Raw genomic sequence first — 18,400 nt, forward strand, 5'->3', positions numbered from 1 at the left:
CTGTGCACAGTGCCGCAGACGCGGCTGAGGAATCATGAAGCGCGCAGTGTGCGTGGCGATGATGGGGTTTCGATGGAGGAACTGTGGAGATACGATGGAGGACAAGCACCTTCCGGCCTCGCCTTGCCATGCATGCCTCCCCTGCCCTCGCGGCGCTGGTCCTGATCGTCGAGGACGAAGTCGAGATCGCCGACATCCTTGCCGCCTACCTTGAACGCGAGGGCCTGCGCACCCTGCGTGCGGCCGATGGCCAGATCGCCCTGGACATGCATCGCAGCATGCGCCCGGACCTTGTGCTGCTGGACGTGCAGCTGCCGCGACTGGATGGCTGGAGCGTGCTGACCCAGCTGCGCCAGCGCGGCGAAACGCCGGTGATCATGCTGACCGCGCTGGACCAGGATCTGGACAAGCTGACCGCATTGCGGATGGGTGCCGATGACTATGTGGTCAAGCCGTTCAACCCGGCAGAAGTGGCGGCGCGCGTGCGTGCAGTACTGCGGCGTACGCTGCGCAGCCCGCGGGCGGATGCCCCCAGCGCCCTGCGCGTGGGCCCGCTGCTGATCGACACCGCCACCCACGCGGTGCATGTGGAGGGCGACGGCTACAGCCACGAGCTGCTGCTCACCCTCACCGAGTTCAAGCTGCTGCATTGCATGGCATTGGCCCCGTCACGGATCTTCAGCCGCAGCGAGCTGATGCACGAATGCCTGCCGGAAAGCGAAGCGCTGGAGCGCACCGTGGACAGCCATGTCAGCAAGCTGCGGCGCAAGCTGGACGAAGTGGGCCTCACCCAGATTCCGGCCAGCGTGCGCGGTGTCGGCTACCGATTGATGGCCGACCGCTGATGCGCCGCTCCGGGCTCAGCCGGCACATCATCGTATCGATGTCGCTGATGGTCGTCGGCGTCATCGTGATGGTGATCCTCTCGTCGTGGCTGCTGTACGCCGTACTGATCGAGTTCTTCCCGGCCAGCGCCGAAGAGCCGGAAGGTTGGCTGCCAAGTGGACCGGAGCTGGCCTGGATGGTCGGGGTGATCCTGACCGGGCTGGCGCTGGCGATCGCTGCCTCGTTCCGACTGGCCCACCGCATCCTGTCGCCGCTCAATTCACTGGTGGACAGCGTGCGTGCGCTGGCTGGCGGCGATCTCGGCGCGCGCGCCACGGCCGAGGCCAACTCGCCCGGCGAGGTCGCAGCGCTGGTGGACGATTTCAACGCAATGGCACGCCGCCTGCAGCATATGGAAAGCGAACGGGTGATGTGGCACGCGGCCATCGCCCACGAACTGCGCACGCCGGTGACGATCCTGCGCGGCCGCCTGCAGGGCCTGGCCGAAGGCGTGTTCCAGCCCGATGAGTCACAGTTCCGCAGCCTGCTGGCGCAGGTCGAGGGCCTGTCACGGCTGATCGAGGACCTGCGGGTGTTGAGCCTGGCCGACAACGCCCGCCTCGACGTGCGCCGCGCCCGTACCGATGTGGTGGCCGAGGTGCATTCGGTGATGACCCTGGTGGATCCCGCGTTCCGCAGCGCCGGCTTCGTGCTGGAGCTGGAAACCAGCCGCGAGGAACATCCCGCCCATTGCGACCCGACGCGGTTGCGGCAAGCGCTGCTGGCCTTGCTGGAAAACGCGCGCCGCTATGCCAACCCCGGCAAGGTACGCATCGCCGTGCATGACACCGTGGCCCATGTGCAGGTGGCGATCGAAGACGAAGGCCCGGGCATCGACCCGGCCCTGCATGCGGACATCTTCAATCCATTCATGCGCGGCGACGGCTCACGATCGCGCCTGGGCGGTGGCAGTGGCCTCGGCCTGGCGGTGGTCAAGGCCATCGCCGATGCGCACGGCGGCCAGGTCTACTGCACCCCGGGCACCAGCGGCGGCAGTCGTTTCATCATCGAGCTGCCGCGCCAGTAGGCGGCACTGCGGCCGCCTGCTCGCGCACGCGCGCGCCCAGCGCAGCGAGATTGCGGTCGATCTCATCCAGCTCACGTCGCTGCGATTCCGGCAACTGCGCGCGCAGCTGCACGCGCAGTGCCTGCCAGGCGGGTACCGCCTGTACGCTGGCAGCGGCCGCTGCCCGTGCCACCTCCGCCTGTTCGTCCGCCTGCGGCAGGCCGTAGCCAGCGTCGGCCAGCAACTGGCCCGGCCGCAACCACTGCCCGCTCTGTTCCAGCAATGCACGCAGCGAATGGGTGGCATTGCTGTCCGGGTCGGCCAGCAACTGTCGCTTGAGCGCATCGCGTGCACGCAGCTCCGCGCGCCGCTGCGCCGCCTGTTCCAACAACAGCAGACCGGCGCTGGCACGCACATCACCGCGCAGCAACCATGGCGCGCGCTGTTGCGCCGGCAGCGCCAGCCAGGCGCGCACGTCACGCGCCGGCAGCGCCATCTGCGCGGCGGCGACTGCGAACAACTGCTGGTAGTGATCACGCGCGGAAGCAAAGTAATAGCCCTGCGCCTGCGCCTGCACGGGATCGGCCAGCACCTGCTCGTCCAGCGCATGCAGCCGCGCCAGCCGTCGCCGCAGCCCGCGCGGGCTCAGCTGTGCCAGGCCGGCTTCGCCCAGGCGCGGAACACCGGCCTGCAGCAGCTTCGCCGTCTCCACCGCGCAGTTGTTGCTGACGAAGTAATAGCGACCGTCATAGCTCCAGTGCACCTGGGCGGTGCGCTCCAGCAGGCTGGCGATCTCGCTGCGGTCCAGCTGCAGCGGCAGCGAGGCCAGTCCGCGCAGCTCGACCTTGGTGTATTCGTCCACCACCTGCTGCAGCGGCAACACGAACAGGCGCGAAGGATAACCACCGGTCAGCCCGCGCCAGTTGGAGATCTGCACATCTCCGACGAAGGCGCGGAAGGACAGCACCCGATGATGCTCCAGGTCCAGCCTGCAGTTCGGCCCCGGTGCGCGGCCGGGACGGCAGATCACCAGCCGCAGCATGCTGTGGCCCCAGCGGCTCATCGGCTGCGCACTGCCTTCGGCGAACAGGTAGTCCACGGCATACACCCGCGCCGGGTCCAGTGCGAGCAGCGATGCAGCGCCCTCTTCCGCATCGGCCTGCAGCAGCGGAACGGTGCCCGCACAGTGCGGCGCGGGCAGCGAGGGCGGCGTACCGAAATGCGCCTGGTACCACTGCGCCAAGGCCGGACGACGGCAGGCGAACTCTGCATCGAGCACGAAGTGTTCGGCGTTCACCGCCAGGTACTCGGCCGGGTCGGTCAGTTCGTAGGCATCGGGACTGCGGTCGCGGAAGGCGTTGTCACCGCGACCCAGACGCCAGGGCTTGCGCTGCCAACCTGCAAGGTCACGCCAACGGGCGCTGCGTGACCAGTCCGTCCCCGTGCGGTCGGCAACATGGGTCAGTTCGTGCACCAGCGCACTGCGCCGTGCGCGTCGGGCACCGGCCACATAATCATCAAGCAGATCGCGGCGCAGCGCGATGCCCCCGGCGAAGGCACGGCCATGCACGTTGGCGGGCAGGTCGTCACGCCAGCCGACCTGCACCTGCGCGGGCAAGGCACGCAGCAGGCCGTCGGGCAGCAACGACTGCACATCAGCCAGTGTCTGCATTGCTACCTGCTGCTGCGCCGGGCTCAGCCCGGCCGGGTCCAGCTGCAGGCGGTCGGCGGCATGGGCTGTTGGAATGACCAGCCACGCCAACGCAGCGAGCCAGCCCATCCGCCTCCGTCGCGTTGGGCCATGCCCGGCAGCGTTCCACGCAGGTGTCATGAGGTTGCCGGCCAGCGGCCGGCACTACCCGGGCGCTGGATCAACGCGCCAGCAGGGCGCGAGCCAGCTGCAGGTCGCTCTGCTGTTGTGCAGCTGCATCCTGCTCACGCAGGTGCACCAGCGCCGCCTGCAGGCGCGCGCCACGGATCTGGCCATCGCTGGCGACAAACGCAGCCGCATCATCGCGGGCAGCCAACACCACCTTGTCATCGCCCGAACTGCTGCCCGAGGAACCCGAAGAGGCGCCCGTCGCCGAACCGGCCGAGGTGCCGGCAAAACTCGAAGCGACGCCGGCCAGCGGCAGGGACAACAGGGCAAGCAGCAGGAACGGACGGATCATGGTCGGGGAATTCATCGATTGGGTGGGTGGAGCGTAACGGCTGGGTGAAGACTTTGCCCGTGTCAAAGGTCGAACAATTTGCCGGGATTCAGCCGCCCTTCGGGATCGAACGCGCGCTTGACCGCCTTCATCAGCGCGATCTCGGCCGGTCCACGGGTGCTGTCCAGGTAGCCCTTCTTGACCAGGCCGATGCCGTGCTCGGCCGAAATGCTGCCATTGAAGCGCGCCAGCACCTGCGCCAGCAGCTTGGTGACATGCTCGCACTGGCTTACGAAGTCCGCGTCGCTGGTGCCGTCCGGCTTGAGCACGTTGATGTGCAGGTTGCCGTCGCCGATGTGGCCGAACCAGACCACGTCGAAGTGCGGGTAGGCCTCGCCGATCAGCGCCTGGGTCTCGGCCAGGAACGCCGGCATCGACGAGATCCGCACCGAGACATCGTTCTTGTAGGGCTTGTAACGTGCCAGCGCCTCGGTGATGCCCTCGCGCAGGCGCCACAGCTGCGCCGCCTGGGCATCGCTGGCACTGATCACGCCGTCGCTGACCCAGCCGTTGCCCATGCAGTCCTCGAAGGCCGCCATCGCCGCCGCCTCCTGCGCCTCGTCACCGGCAGCAAACTCGGTCACCACGTAATAGGGATGCACTTCATCGAACGGTGCCTGCGCACCATGGGCCAGAACATGTTCCAGCGCCCGGTCGGTGAAGAATTCAAAGGCCTGCAGCTGCAGCCGCGCACGGAAGGCGGCGAACACCTGCATCAGCACGTCGAAGCTGGGCAGCGCCAGCAGCATCACGTTGCTGGCCGGCGGCGGGTCGGTGAGCTTCACCGTGGCCTCGACGATCACGCCCAGCGTGCCCTCCGATCCGATCAGCAGCTGGCGGAAATCGTAGCCGCTGGAGTTCTTGATCAGGCCCTTGTTGAGTTCGAGCAGTTCGCCCGTGGCGGTAACCACTTTCAGTCCGGCGATCCATTCACGGGTATTGCCGTAGCGGATCACCCGGATGCCACCGGCATTGGTGGCGATGTTGCCGCCGATCGAGCACGACCCGCGCGCAGCGAAGTCCACCGGATAGATGAGGCCATGTTCAAGCGCCGCGTTGTGCAGCGCCTCCAGCGGCATGCCGGCCTGGACCACCAGGGTGCGGTCGACCGCATCGTAGTCCAGCGCCTTGTTCATCCGCTCCAGGCTCAGCACCAGCTCGCCATTGGCCGCTACCGCACCGCCGGAAAGGCCGGTGCGACCGCCGGAGGGAACCACCGCCACGCCCTCGGCCGCGGTCCAGCGCATCACCGCCTGCACTTCTTCAACCGTGGCCGGCAACGCGATCGCCAGCGGCGCCGGTGTCCAGCGCCGGGTCCAGTCGCGGCCGTAATGCTCCAGGTCGGCAGGGTCGGTCTTCAGCTTCAGGCCGGGACAGGCCTGCTGCAACGAGGCGATGCGGGAATCGGTCATGACGGTCCAGCGCGGGGCGTGAAGAACGGGCAAGCGTGCCAGTGGCCGGGCCCAGCGTCCAGCCCTGCAGAGCCTTCAATAGCTGCAGTTGCAACCAATTGCGCACTGCACCATGGGCGTTGCGATCTGGCATAGTGGTCAGCCCCTGTCCCACTGGCCGTGCCGCCCCATGTCGCCGAAGAAGACCTCGTTCCCGAAGCAGGATATCCGCGTGCTGTTGCTGGAGGGGGTCAGCCAGACCGCCGTGGAGGTGTTCAGCGCCGCCGGCTACAGCCAGATCGAGGCGCACACCAAGGCGCTTCCCGAGGACGAACTGAAGGCGCGCATCGCCGAAGCCCACATCGTCGGCATCCGCTCGCGCACCCAGCTCAGTGCCGAGGTGCTGGCCGAGGCCAAGCGCCTGATCGCGGTCGGCTGTTTCTGCATCGGCACCAACCAGGTCGACCTGGATGCGGCCGAGCTGGCCGGCATTCCGGTATTCAACGCACCCTACTCCAATACCCGCAGCGTGGCCGAACTGGTGATCGCCGAAGCGATCATGCTGACCCGCGGCATCCCGCAGAAGAACGCCGAATGCCATCGCGGCGGCTGGTCGAAATCGGCCAGCGGCAGCCATGAGGTGCGCGGCAAGGTCCTGGGCATCATCGGCTACGGGCACATCGGCACCCAGGTCGGCGTACTGGCCGAATCGCTGGGCATGCAGGTGATCTTCCACGATGTGGAAACCAAGCTGTCGCTGGGCAATACCCGTGCGGCGGCCAGCCTGGACGACCTGCTGGCGCGTGCCGACATCGTGACCCTGCACGTGCCGGAGACGCCGTCCACGCAGTGGATGATCGGCAGCACCGAGCTGGCGAAGATGCGCCGCGGCGCGCACCTGATCAACGCCGCGCGCGGCACCGTGGTCGACATCGATGCGCTGGATGCTGCACTGGCCAGCGGCCACATCGGTGGCGCTGCACTGGATGTGTTCCCGGTCGAGCCGAAGGGCAACGGCGATATCTTCGAATCGCCGCTGACCCGCCACGACAACGTGATCCTGACCCCGCACGTGGGCGGCAGCACGCTGGAAGCACAGGACAACATCGGCATCGAAGTGGCGGCCAAGCTGGTGCGCTACAGCGACAACGGCAGCACCCTGTCGGCGGTCAACTTCCCGGAAGTGACCCTGCCCGAGCACGCCGACAGCCTGCGCCTGCTGCACATCCACCAGAACGTGCCGGGCGTGCTGTCCAAGGTCAACGAGATCTTCTCGCGGCACAACGTCAACATCGACGGCCAGTTCCTGCGCACTGACCCGAAGGTGGGCTACGTGGTGATCGACATCACCGCCAGCGAGGAGCAGGCCAGCGCGGTGCGTGACGAGCTGGCGGCGATTCCGGGCACCTTGCGCACCCGCATCCTGTATTGAGATGTACGTCGCCGGGCGTGGCCCGGCGGAATGCGTCATCCACGCGTGGCGTGGATCTACCAGGGCGATCCCGGAGTAGATCCACGCCGTGCGTGGATGCGTGTTTCAGCGCGCCAGCCACCGGCGCGCCATGCGCTGCATCGATTCGTCCGACTGCGGATCGCTGGCGACCTCGGCCACCGGGCGCCAGGCCAGCTCCAGCGACTCTTCGCTGAGCACGAAATCCTCTCCGCCCAGCGCACGGATCACGAAACGCACGTCGTAGTGCCAATGGCCAGGCACATCCTTGCGCTCGGGAATCCAGTGCTTGTCGATATCGAAGATGGCCGGATCATCCAGCACCAGGCCGGTCAGGCCCGATTCCTCCTCGGCTTCCTTCAACGCTACCCGGGCCAGATCGCGGTCGCCGTCGGCGTGGCCACCCAGCTGCAGCCAGCGCTGCAGCTTGCGGTGGTGGGTCAGCAGCAGCCGCTGGCCATCGGCGCTGACAAGCCAGCAGCTGGCGGTGAAGTGGCCGGCCAGGCGTTCGCGGCGGAATGCATCTTCCACATCGTCGATCAATGTGCCGAATTCGGCAGCAAGGACGTCGTGGGCGGGTTCTTTGCGCGCATAGTCATGCAGCAGGCCGCGCAAGCGATCGTCAAGTGCGGCAAGGGATTCGGTGGTTTCGCTCATGAATGCGGGGTGCCTGAAAAAATACTTGCCATTATCGCCGTTCATTGTTGCGTTTGCGCTTGTGCGGTGCCTTCAGCATTGGCTAAGGTACAGCGGGCCGTTCGCACGGCTTTCACGATTCCAGGCCGCCGGCAATGTACTGGCGGCCCTCCCAATCCGATCATCAGGAAGTACTGCATGCTGAAAGCTCTGTTGAGGGTCAAGCCGGTCGAACCGGCCGGGCACGTCGATGCCGGCGAACCCATCGAAGGCAGCCTGGATGGCGAAGCCACGTTGAAACGGACCCTCACGGCGAAACACCTCATCATGCTTGGCATTGGTGCGGTGATCGGCGCAGGCATTTTCGTGCTTACCGGCCAGGCCGCGGCCAACCACGCCGGCCCGGCGGTCATGCTGTCGTTCGTGTTCGCCGGCATCGCCTGCGCACTGGCCGGCCTGTGCTACGCCGAGTTCGCAGCGATGATGCCGGTCTCCGGCAGCGCCTACTCCTACTCCTACGCCACGCTTGGCGAGGGCATGGCCTGGTTCATCGGCTGGTGCCTGGTGCTGGAGTACCTGTTCGCCTCGGCCTCGGTCGCGGTGGGCTGGTCGGCGTACCTGATCAGCTTCATCACCACCACGCTGCACATGCCGTTCCCGGACGCGCTGAGCGCGGCGCCGATCGCTTGGAACGGGCACGAGTTCGCCGCCTCCGGCAAGCTTTTCAACCTGCCGGCGGTACTGATCGTGGCGGCGGTGACCGGCCTGCTGTACGTAGGCGTGACCCAGTCCGCGTTCGTCAACGCGATCATCGTGGCCATCAAGGTCTTCGTGATCTGCCTGTTCGTGGGCATCGGCGCGGCCCACGTGGACCCGGCCAACTGGCACCCGTTCATCCCGGAAAACACCGGCGTGTCCGGCGAGTTCGGCTGGAGCGGCGTGTTCCGCGCGGCCACCATCGTGTTCTTCGCCTACATCGGCTTCGATGCGGTCTCCACCGCCGCCGGTGAAACCAAGGACCCGCAGCGCAACATGCCGATCGGCCTGCTCGGCTCGCTGGCGGTGTGCACCATCGTCTACATCATCGTCTGCGCGGTGCTGACCGGCATGCTGCCCTACCACCTGCTGGGCACCGACAAGCCGGTGGCCACCGCGCTGGAAGCCTACCCGAGCCTGTCCTGGCTGAAGACCGCGGTGGAAATCGGCGCGATCGCCGGCCTGTCCTCGGTGGTGCTGGTGATGATGATGGGCCAGACCCGCATCGCCTACACCATCTCGCGCGATGGCCTGCTGCCGAAAGTGTTTGGCAAGGTCCACAAGCGCTTCCGCACGCCGTACTGGGCCACGATCGTGGTCGGCGTCATCGCCGCGTCGCTGGCCGGCCTGGTGCCGCTGAACGTGCTGGGCGAACTGGTTTCCATGGGCACCCTGCTGGCCTTCGCCACGGTCTGCATCGGCGTGCTGATCCTGCGCTACACACGCCCGGAGCTGCACCGTCCGTTCCGCGTGCCGCTGGTGTGGGTGATCTGCCCGCTGGGTGCGCTGTCGTGCCTGTTCCTGTTCTGGCAGGCGTTCGTGGTGCATTGGCACCTGTTCGTAGGCTGGACCGTGCTGGGCCTGCTGATCTACTTCGGCTACGGCATGCGCCACAGCAAGCTGGCCAAGTCGCCCTGATCCTCCCGACGGGCCGGCCCCTGCGCCGGCCCATCGATATCCGCAAGCATTTCCGCCCGCGCCCGGTCACCGGGCGCATCGCACAAGACCACCACACATGTTCAAGCAACTGTGGGCCACCAAGCATCCGCATGCCGCCCATGAAGACGCCAACGGCCTGAGCCTGCGTCGCCACCTCGGCCCCTGGGGCCTGACCGCGCTCGGCATCGGCGCCGTGATCGGCGGCGGCATCTTCGTCATCACCGGCCAGGCCGCAGCCAACCACGCCGGCCCGGCCATCATGCTCTCGTTCGTGCTGGCCGCGATCTGCTGCGCCTTCTGCGCCCTGGCCTATGCCGAGTTCGCGGCGATGGTGCCGGTATCCGGCAGCGCCTATACCTATACCTACGCCACCTTCGGCGAGCTCTCGGCCTGGTTCATCGGCTGGATGCTGGTGCTCGAGTACGGCGTCTCCGCCTCGGCCGTGGCGGTCAGCTGGACCGGGTATTTCCTCAGCCTGCTCAGCCATTTCGACATCCATCTACCGGCTGCGCTGGTCAGCGCACCCCTGGATGCGCAACTGCGGCCCACCGGCGCCATCGCCAACATTCCCGCCGCGATCCTGGTGCTACTGTTGACCTGGCTGTGCTACGTCGGCATCAGCAAATCGTCGGCGATGAACATGGCCATGGTCATCCTCAAGACCGGGCTGATCGTGCTGGTGATCGTGGTCGGCTGGAAGTACGTGGACACCAGCAACTGGACCCCGTTCATCCCGGCCAACGAAGGCCCCGGCAAGTACGGCATGGAAGGCGTGCTGCGTGGCGCGGCGATGGTGTTCTTCGCCTACATCGGCTTCGAAGCGGTATCGGTGGCCGCGCAGGAATCACACAAACCGCAGCGCGACATGCCGATCGGCATGATGCTGTCGCTGGTGATCTGCACGGTGCTGTACATCGCGATGGCCGCGGTCATGACCGGCCTGGTGCCCTACCAGCTGCTGGGCACCGATGAGCCGGTGGTGACCGCTGTGGCCGCGCATCCGCAGCTGGGCTGGTTGCGCGTGGTGGTGGAAATCGGTGCGTTGATCGGCCTGTCGTCGGTGGTGCTGGTGATGATCATCGGCCAGCCGCGCATTTTCATGATCATGGGCCGCGACGGCCTGTTGCCGCCGGTGTTCACCAAGATCCACCCGAAGTACCGCACGCCGCATATCAACACCGTCATCACCGGCATCGGCATCGCCCTGCTGGCGGCGCTGTTCCCGCTGGACATCCTCGGCGAGCTGACCTCGATGGGCACGCTGATCGCCTTCGCGGCGGTCTGCGCCGGCGTACTGATCCTGCGCCGCACGCAGCCGGACCTGCCCCGCCCGTTCCGCATTCCGGGTGCGTGGCTGGTCTGCAGCCTGGGCGTGATCAGCTGCCTGGCGCTGTTGTCGGCGATGACGCTGCACAACTGGATGCTGATGGGCGTGTGGACGTTTGTCGGCTTCGTGATCTACTTCTTCTACGGGTTCAAACACAGCCGCCTGCGGGGGAAGTAAGGTTTTCTGCATTGCAGGGCCTGCGGCCCTGCACCCGCTGGGGCAACAGCAACAGCGGGTCTGAGGGTTTGGCGGGGAGGGGTGAGATTGCGGGGGACGCTGCAAGTACGTCCCTGTAAGCTCGATCGCCGCATCCATGCGGCTCACGCCCCCGCAATCTCACCCCTCCCCGCCCCCGACAGCGTCCTGGCGCGCCCAGTAGATCCACGCCATGCGTGGATGAAGCGTTCCGGGAAATGAATGTTCGGGGACGAATCTACTGCAGAGCGGAGCCATGCTCCGCTCCGAGCACGCGCAGCGAAGCGACCCGCTTCTGCCCTTCTTTCTTCAATCCGTGGCTGGCCGCCCGCAGGAACCTGTCAGGGGCGGGGCGGGTGGGCTGTGCAGGGGCGTTGGCGCCATGGGTGGCGCCATCGAGCTTACAGGGACGTACTTGCAGCGTCCCCTGCACGGCCCACTCGCCCCGCCCACCCCATGAACCGCTCTACGCGACCAGCCACGAGGGGCTCAGCCGTTGGCCGAATCCAGTAAAATCGCCCCCATGGACACCCCCACCTTCCCCTACGACACCGCGCGCCTGAGCGAACTGGCCCAGCTGCTGATCGGCAACGTCCGCGAACTGGCCCAGGCCGGCTGGACCCCGGCCACCAGCAGCAACTTCTCCCACCGCCTGGATGACCGCCACGCCGCGATCACCGTCTCCGGCAAGGACAAAGGCCGTCTGATCGAAGACGACATCATGGTCGTGGACTTCGATGGCAAGGCCGTCGGCCGCCCGCTGCGCCCGTCTGCCGAAACCCTGCTGCATACCCAGCTGTATCGCCGCTTCCCGGAGATCGGCTGCGTGCTGCATACCCATTCGCCGGTGCAGACCATCGCCTCGCGCCTGTATGCACCGCAGGGCCATATCCGGGTGGAAGGCTACGAACTTCTGAAGGCCTTCGCCGGCAACAGCACCCACGAGATGGCCATCGACATCCCGGTGTTTGCCAACACGCAGGACATGGACGTGCTGTCGGCCCAGGTCGACGCCCTGCTCGACACGCAGACCCTCTGGGGCTACCTGATCGACGGCCATGGCCTGTACGCCTGGGGCCGCGACATGGCCGAGGCACGGCGGCACATGGAAGCGTTCGAATTCCTGCTGCACTGCGAGTTGGAGCTGCGCAAGCTGCGCCGCTGAAGTTTCCGGCACGGCCAGATGCCGTTCTGGAATCAGGCCATCAATGCCACCCTGCTACCCTGTCCTTCCCCGAGACGTTCAAGCTGCCGCCATGAGCCGACTGCGCATCTACGACGATACCCATCCCGAATCGCCGCTGCTGGACACCCAGGACGGCGCGATCATCGCTGCCGAACTGCAGAAGATCGGCGTCACCTTTGAGCGCTGGCAGGCCACCGCGCCGGTCGCCCCGGGCGCAAGCCAGGACGAAGTGTTCGCCGCCTACCGCGCCGACATCGACCGCTTGGTTGCCGAACGCGGCTTCAAGAGCGTGGACGTGGCCTCGATCGCCCCCGACAACCCGAACCGCGCCGAGCTGAGGAAGAAATTCCTCGACGAACACTTCCACAAGGAAGACGAAGTACGCTTCTTCGTCGCCGGCTCGGGGCTGTTCACCCTGCACGTGGGCGACAAGGTCTACGAGATCGAGTGCGTGAAGGACGACCTGATTGCCGTGCCCGACGGCACCACCCACTGGTTCGACATGGGCGATGAGCCCAGCTTCGTGGCGATCCGCTTCTTCACCGAGCCGGATGGCTGGGTCGGTCACTTCACCGGCACCGACATCGCGCAGAAATTCCCCCGTTACATTCCGACCCAGGCGTCCTGATCAATGCAGCCCCGCGTCATCCTGACCGACATCGAAGGCACCACCAGCAGCATCTCGTTCGTCAAGAACGTGCTGTTCCCGTACGCACGCCAGGCGCTGCCCGGCTTCGTCGCCGAACATGGCCAACAGCCGGAGGTGCGTCGCTGGCTGGACGCGGTTGCCACCGAGCTCGGCGGCGCCTGCCAGGACAGCCTGGTGGCCGAGACGCTACAGGGCTGGATCGACCAGGACCGCAAGCACACCGCACTGAAGGCCCTGCAGGGGCTGATCTGGGACGCGGGCTACCGTCGTGGTGACTACACCGCGCACTTCTACCCGGAGGTAGCGCCGGTGTTGAAGGGTTGGCACGCCTCGGGCCTGCCGCTGTATGTGTACTCCTCCGGCTCGGTGCCGGCGCAGAAGCTGTTCTTCGGCTTCAGCGACGCCGGTGACCTGAGTCCGCTGGTGTCGGGCTGGTTCGATACCGAAGTGGGCGGCAAGCGCGAGGCTGACAGCTACCGCCACATCGTGCAGGCCATCGGCGTCCCGGCTGGCGAGATCCTGTTCCTGTCCGACGTGGTCGAGGAACTGGACGCCGCCCGCGAAGCCGGACTGCAGACACGCCTGATCGATCGCCTGGACGACTACCCGATGCCGCGCATCGGCGACGCCGCCAACGGCCATGATCGCGTCGAGAACTTCCAGCAGATCCAGTTCTAACAGCTATCCGCTGCGCTCGCCGGGCATGGCCCGGCGCTACCGGGGTACGCTGCGGGAAACCGCCTTTGGTAGATGCCAACCTCGGTTGGCATTCGTAATGCCCGCCCAAAGCGTGCCAACCAAGGTTGGCACCTACCAGGGCGCCTCTCTCAACGGTCGTTGAGGGTCTTCACCTTCAACGCCTCGTGCAGCGCAGCCAGATCCACCGGGCCACGCACGGCGATGTCGCGGGTTTCGCCCGGCAGCAGGTCCAGCAGGTTGTCTTCCACCTGCACGTCGAGCGCGCCGAAATCGATCCAGGCTGCGCGCACCAGCGCAGCGCTGTGCAGCCGCAGGCGATAGTGGTCACCATCGATCGCCAGGGTTGATGTCAGCTGCTGGCGTGGCAGCACCTGGTCCTTGGCTTCGACGAAGCCGACCACCTGCCGCGCCGTCACCTTGCCATCCTGCAGCAGTTCGAACACCGCCACCGTCCGCGCCGGATCAGCGCCGGCCAGCAGCTCGGCATCCGCGTAGGTGCCGATATCGGTCACCCCGGCGGCAGCCAGGGTCACCGCCTGCTCGCGACGGCGCAGCACCTTGCCCTCCACGTCCATCACCCGCAGGCGCCAACGCGCATCCAGCGCGGCACCATCGTTGATCAGGCGCACGCGCGTACTGCCTTCATCGCGCAGTGCGGCCACCGTAACCGGCGCGAAGAAGCGCCGCGCGGCATAGTGCAGCGCCTTCCAGCGACCGAAGTAGTCCACGCTCGACCACGATGCTCCCGGCCAGACATCGTTGAGCTGCCAGTACAGCGAGCCCATCGTGTAGGGCCGCGAAGCGCGATGGTGCAGCGCCGCCAGGGCGATGCCATCGGCCTGCATCACCTGGCTCAGGTAGACGAAGTCCTCGAAGTCCTTCGGCGTGCCGTAGCCCAGCTCGATGTAGTGCAGCAGGCGTGTATTGCCCTCGCCGGCCATGAACTTCTGGTGCGCACGGATCACCGGGCTGTCGATGCGCTGTTCGGCACGGGTGGCAATCTGGTCCACCGTCGCCACCGCTGGCCAGGCCTGCAGGCCGTACTCGGACATGAAGCGCGGGGTCTCGCGCAGATACGCCTGCACCGGCAATGCCGGATTGCCCCACACCTGCCAGTAATGCTTGTCGCCACGGGTGGAGTCGTTGGCCTTCTCGTCCAGGTCGTTGCTGGGCGAACTGGACCAGTACGGCACGCCCAACCCATCTTCGCTCACCACCTGGCGCAGGTCGTTGCCGAACAGGTCAACGTAGCCCTGCCAGACCTTCGCTGCGAACGCCGGATCGGCGGACTTCAGGTCGCGGCCGTGGCCCCAGTCCTTCCACGCAGTCTCTTCCTCGTTGTTGCCACACCACAGCACGATGCTGGAATGGTGGCGCAGCCGGCGCACGTTGTCGCGCGCCTCGGCCACCACGCTGGCGCGGAATGCCGGGTCGTAACCCGGCTGCATGCCACCGCCGAACATGAAGTCCTGCCAGACCAGCAGGCCCAGTTCGTCGGCGATTTCGAAGAACGCATCGTCCTCGTAGTAGCCGCCGCCCCAGTTGCGCAGCATGTTCATGTTGGCATCGCGCGCGGCGACCAGTACCTGGCGCAGGCGCGCAGCATCCACGCGCGCGGGGAAGGCGTCGAAGGGGATCACGTTCGCACCCTTGGCGAAGATCGGCACCCCGTTGATGACGAAGGCGAAGCCCTGTCCTCCCTTGTCGTCCTGCTCGCGGCGCAGTTCGACGGTGCGCAGGCCAATGCGCTGTTCGCGTGCCAGCACCGGATCGGCACTGCCGTCCAGGTGCGCCTGCACGGTGTAGCGGTCCTGCGCACCATGGCCGACCGGCCACCAGCGCCGCGGTTTGGCCAGTTCAACCGGCACCTCCACGCTGTTCCGGCCGGGCTTCAGTTCGACCGTGCGCTGCACCCGTGCGACGCTGCGGCCGTCGGGATCCCGCACTTCAACGTCCACCGAAACCGGACCGGCGACCGCGTCCTGCTCCACCTGCAGCACTACGGCCAGCTTTGCCTTTTCTGCATCAAGCGCATCAGTGCGTACGGCCAGGTCGGTCAACCGATGCGCATCCCATGCCTGCAGGTCCACGCCCCGCCAGACGCCGGCAGTGACGTAGCGCGGGCCCCAATCCCACCCGAAGTGGTATGCCGGCTTGCGCGCGAAGTTGCCGACCATTGCGTCCTTGGGTTCATCGCCGTAGGGCGAAGGATAGTTGCCGGCAATCCTGTGCGGCATCGCCTGCACGCCGGGCAGCAGTGTGCGGATCGGCGAACGGAACACGATCTGCAGTTCATTGCCCTTCGCACGCAGGCGACCTTCGACGCGGGCGCGCCAGGTGCGGTGGGCATTGTCGGCGCGCAGCAGCGGCTTGCCGTTGAGCGTCACCTCGGCATAGGTGTCCAGGCCGTCGAAGCGCAGCTCGGCATGGGCCTTTGCCAAGCTGGCAGCGTCCACATCGAAACGGGCTCGGTACTCCCAGTCGGCCAGACCGATCCACTGCAGCTCGGCTTCGGGCGCACCGACGTAGGGATCGCGGATCAGCTCATGCGCCAGCAGATCGGTATGCACGCTGCCTGGCACCGTGGCCGCGCGCCACTGCTGCAGGCCAGGATGGGCCGCGCCCTGCGCGTCGCCGGGCAGCAGCCGGAACTCCCATTGCGCCTGCAGCGGTGCGGCGCCTGCGGGGAAGGCGCCAAGGGCGATCATCAACAGCAGCAGACGGACAGCGTTGGAAATGCGATGCACGTGATACTCCTGTTTTTCCGCCGGGCATGACCCGGCGCTACCAATGCCACACGCCACGGTAGCGCCGGGCCACGTCCGGCGAGCGCGCAGCGCGGCAGACCTCAACGCACGACGTTCAGCACTTCGTAGCAGGCACCCATGGTGTGGTAATCCACCTTGCCGGCCGGGCTCTTCTCATCGCTGTACTTGCGGTTGTCGGCGTCGAGGATGCGGAACCATGCGCCGTATCGATGGTCGACGAAGTGCTCCCACGAGTACGCCCAGATACGGTCGTACCACTGCCAATAGCGGTCATCGCCGGTGCGTGCGGCCATCAGCGCGGCGGTGGCCAGGGTCTCGGCCTGCACCCAGAAATACTTGTCGTCGTCGCAGACGAAACTGTCGCCGCCGATCGGCGCGCCGTCCATGCCCGGCTGCCGGCGCGACTCCGGGGCGAAGCCGTAGTACAGGCCGCCTCGCGCCTCGTCCCAGCTGCGCTCCACGGCCACATCGAACAGATGCTGCGCGGTCGGCACCAGCCAGTCGGCCTGCACGTGTCGGTCCAGGATCAGCAGCAGCTTGGCCCACTCGGTCTGGTGCCCCGGCTGGAAGCCCCACGGCCGGAACAGATGCTTGGGATCGTCCAGGTTGTAGTCCCAGTCGATGTTCCAGTTGACGTCGTAGTGTTCCCAGACCAGACCGCCGGCCTTTGCCGCCTGGCGGCGGGTCATGTTGTCGGCCAACTGCAGCGCGCGCTCGACATAGCGCTGCTCGCCACTGGCCTCGAACGCGGCCAGCATCGCCTCGCACATGTGCATGTTGGCGTTCTGGCCGCGGTAGCCGGTGAAGTTCCACTGGCCGTCGGCCTCGTCCCTGTACAGGCCATGCTCGGCTTCCCAGAAGCGCGCCTGCAGCAGCTGCCAAGTTTCGTCCATCCACGTGCGGGCTTCTTCGATGCCCGCTTTCAACGCACAGCTGTAGGCGAGCAGCACGAAGGCCACGCCGTAGCAGTGGTTCATGTCGTCCTCGACCACACCATCACGCAGGGTCCAGGCGTAGCCGCCGGTGGCCGGGTTGCGGTGAACCTCGCGCAGGTAGCGCACGCCGTGCTCGACCGCATCGCGATACTCGGCATTTCCGAACTCGCGGTAGGCCATGGCGTAGTTGAAGACGAAGCGGGTGCTGCTCACCAGATGACGATGGCTGGCATCGTAGATGCTGCCGTCGTCACGGAAGTAATGGAAGAAGCCGCCCTTCGGATCGATGCAGCGCGGATGGTAGAACGCCATCGTATCGGCGATGTGGGCGCGCAGGAACGCGGGGGAACGGAAATCGGGCGAGGTGCTCATGCGGGGAGATCCTGTAGCTGCAGCAGCTGCTGCACTTCATCGAACGAGGGCATTGCAGCGAACGCGCCCTTGCGGGTCACCGCCAGTGCGCCAACGGCGGCGCCGAAGCGCAGCGTGGCGGCGATCGCCTGCGGGTCCTGGCAGAACGCGGCAAAGCCCGCACCTGCCCCACCCCGCTCCAGCAGGCCAACCAGCACGCCGCCGACGAAGGCATCACCGGCAGCGGTGGTGTCCACGGTGGCGACGCGGAAACTGCTGACCTTGCCCTGCGTTTCACGGGTATACCAATGCAGCGTGGCGGCGCCGTCGGTGATGATCACCCAGCGTGCCTGCGCGGCCAGCAGGCGACGCAGCACCAGCGCCTCGCCGTCATCGCCCAGCGGGGCGGCCAGATAATCCAGTTCCTCGCGCGACAGCTTGACCAGGTCGGCGCGTTCCAGCGCCTGCCACAGGCGCGGTGTCGGGTCGACATCGGCCGGCCACAGCGCCGGACGCAGGTTGAGATCCAGGCTGACCACCGCACCGGCCGCGCGCGCGCGATCCATGCCGGCGAACGTCGCTTCGGCGATGTCCGCTTCGGTCAGGCTGTTGGAACAGACGTGGAAACACTGCGCGCCATCGAAGCAGCCGGCCTGGAAATCGCTGTCACGGAACAGCAGGTCGGCGGCAGGCGGACGGTAGAAGCTGAAGCTGCGTTCGCCGCCCGCGTCCAGTGCAACGAAGGCCAGCGCGGTTTTGGCCGCGTCGGTACGCACGATGTAGTCGGTGCCGACGCCGTGTTCGCTCAGGCTCTCCGCCAGGAAGTCGCCGAACATGTCGCGGCCGAGCATGCCGACGAACTGTGTCTTCGCACCCAGCCGCGCGGCGGCCACCGCGACGTTGGCCGGTGCACCTCCGGCGTACTGCAGGAACGCGCGCGGGGTATCGGCCGAGGCCGGCGGCTGCGCTAGTAGATCGATCAAAATTTCGCCGAAGCAGACGATGGAACCCATTTTC

General features: G+C 66.7%; 15 protein-coding genes. 8 read left to right on the plus strand and 7 right to left on the minus strand.

Annotated elements, in window-relative coordinates; genetic code table 11:
* The first annotated feature begins 128 nt into the window (after positions 1–128).
* The gene (locus AC07UW_RS17650; protein ID WP_336027822.1) at positions 129–845 is read left to right on the plus strand and encodes a response regulator; all 717 of its coding nucleotides are present in this window, start codon (positions 129–131) and stop codon (positions 843–845) included.
* Positions 845–1,912 carry an ATP-binding protein gene (locus AC07UW_RS17655; protein WP_025874770.1) on the plus strand — a complete coding sequence of 356 codons (1,068 nt, stop codon included), beginning with the start codon at positions 845–847 and terminating at the stop codon, positions 1,910–1,912. The genes AC07UW_RS17650 and AC07UW_RS17655 overlap by 1 nt, the downstream gene beginning before the upstream one ends.
* Here AC07UW_RS17655 and AC07UW_RS17660 read toward each other — a convergent pair.
* The 3 genes from AC07UW_RS17660 to AC07UW_RS17670 all read right to left on the minus strand — a co-directional run bounded on the left by AC07UW_RS17660 (position 1,890) and on the right by AC07UW_RS17670 (position 5,513).
* On the minus strand, positions 1,890–3,722 hold the full coding sequence (locus tag AC07UW_RS17660; protein ID WP_223495006.1) for a DUF7844 domain-containing protein: 1,833 nt from the start codon (positions 3,720–3,722) through the stop codon (positions 1,890–1,892). The genes AC07UW_RS17655 and AC07UW_RS17660 overlap by 23 nt on opposite strands.
* A 40-nt stretch (positions 3,723–3,762) precedes the next feature.
* Positions 3,763–4,062: a DUF2388 domain-containing protein gene (locus tag AC07UW_RS17665; RefSeq protein ID WP_032975508.1), complete on the minus strand. Its 300-nt coding sequence runs from the start codon at positions 4,060–4,062 to the stop codon at positions 3,763–3,765.
* Positions 4,063–4,124: 62 nt separating this feature from the next.
* Entirely contained in the window at positions 4,125–5,513 is a 1,389-nt protein-coding gene (locus AC07UW_RS17670) for an FAD-binding oxidoreductase (protein WP_025874775.1), read from the minus strand.
* A 169-nt stretch (positions 5,514–5,682) separates the two neighbouring features.
* Here AC07UW_RS17670 and serA point away from each other — a divergent pair, with 169 nt between their 5' ends.
* The gene (serA, locus tag AC07UW_RS17675) at positions 5,683–6,924 is read left to right on the plus strand and encodes a phosphoglycerate dehydrogenase (protein ID WP_032975510.1); all 1,242 of its coding nucleotides are present in this window, start codon (positions 5,683–5,685) and stop codon (positions 6,922–6,924) included.
* Between the two features lie 105 nt (positions 6,925–7,029).
* Here the strand turns inward: serA and AC07UW_RS17680 are convergent, their stop codons facing one another.
* Positions 7,030–7,644 (minus strand): NUDIX hydrolase, encoded by a 615-nt coding sequence (locus AC07UW_RS17680; RefSeq protein ID WP_495212546.1) that lies wholly within the window; start codon positions 7,642–7,644, stop codon positions 7,030–7,032.
* Between the two features lie 132 nt (positions 7,645–7,776).
* Here AC07UW_RS17680 and AC07UW_RS17685 point away from each other — a divergent pair, with 132 nt between their 5' ends.
* From AC07UW_RS17685 to mtnC, 5 genes are all read left to right on the plus strand, one after another.
* On the plus strand, positions 7,777–9,252 hold the full coding sequence (locus tag AC07UW_RS17685; RefSeq protein WP_025874781.1) for an amino acid permease: 1,476 nt from the start codon (positions 7,777–7,779) through the stop codon (positions 9,250–9,252).
* A 97-nt stretch (positions 9,253–9,349) separates the two neighbouring features.
* Positions 9,350–10,777 carry an amino acid permease gene (locus AC07UW_RS17690; RefSeq protein WP_032975512.1) on the plus strand — a complete coding sequence of 476 codons (1,428 nt, stop codon included), beginning with the start codon at positions 9,350–9,352 and terminating at the stop codon, positions 10,775–10,777.
* Positions 10,778–11,318: 541 nt separating this feature from the next.
* Complete coding sequence (locus AC07UW_RS17695; protein WP_495212547.1) at positions 11,319–11,960, plus strand: methylthioribulose 1-phosphate dehydratase; 642 nt, start codon at positions 11,319–11,321, stop codon at positions 11,958–11,960.
* Between the two features lie 91 nt (positions 11,961–12,051).
* Entirely contained in the window at positions 12,052–12,609 is a 558-nt protein-coding gene (locus tag AC07UW_RS17700; RefSeq protein WP_025874787.1) for a 1,2-dihydroxy-3-keto-5-methylthiopentene dioxygenase, read from the plus strand.
* A 3-nt stretch (positions 12,610–12,612) separates the two neighbouring features.
* Positions 12,613–13,308 carry an acireductone synthase gene (gene mtnC, locus AC07UW_RS17705; RefSeq protein ID WP_223495002.1) on the plus strand — a complete coding sequence of 232 codons (696 nt, stop codon included), beginning with the start codon at positions 12,613–12,615 and terminating at the stop codon, positions 13,306–13,308.
* 149 nt (positions 13,309–13,457) lie between these two features.
* Here mtnC and AC07UW_RS17710 read toward each other — a convergent pair whose 3' ends face one another.
* The 3 genes from AC07UW_RS17710 to AC07UW_RS17720 all read right to left on the minus strand — a co-directional run bounded on the left by AC07UW_RS17710 (position 13,458) and on the right by AC07UW_RS17720 (position 18,396).
* Positions 13,458–16,037 carry a beta-mannosidase gene (locus tag AC07UW_RS17710; RefSeq protein ID WP_495212569.1) on the minus strand — a complete coding sequence of 860 codons (2,580 nt, stop codon included), beginning with the start codon at positions 16,035–16,037 and terminating at the stop codon, positions 13,458–13,460.
* A gap of 140 nt (positions 16,038–16,177) precedes the next feature.
* Positions 16,178–17,404, minus strand: a complete 1,227-nt coding sequence (locus AC07UW_RS17715; RefSeq protein WP_025874793.1) for an AGE family epimerase/isomerase — start codon at positions 17,402–17,404, stop codon at positions 16,178–16,180.
* The gene (locus tag AC07UW_RS17720) at positions 17,401–18,396 is read right to left on the minus strand and encodes a carbohydrate kinase family protein (RefSeq protein ID WP_025874794.1); all 996 of its coding nucleotides are present in this window, start codon (positions 18,394–18,396) and stop codon (positions 17,401–17,403) included. The genes AC07UW_RS17715 and AC07UW_RS17720 overlap by 4 nt, the downstream gene beginning before the upstream one ends.
* Between the last annotated feature and the right edge of the window lie 4 nt (positions 18,397–18,400).

The sequence above is a fragment of the Stenotrophomonas sp. GW821-FHT02D01 genome (assembly GCF_059421765.1).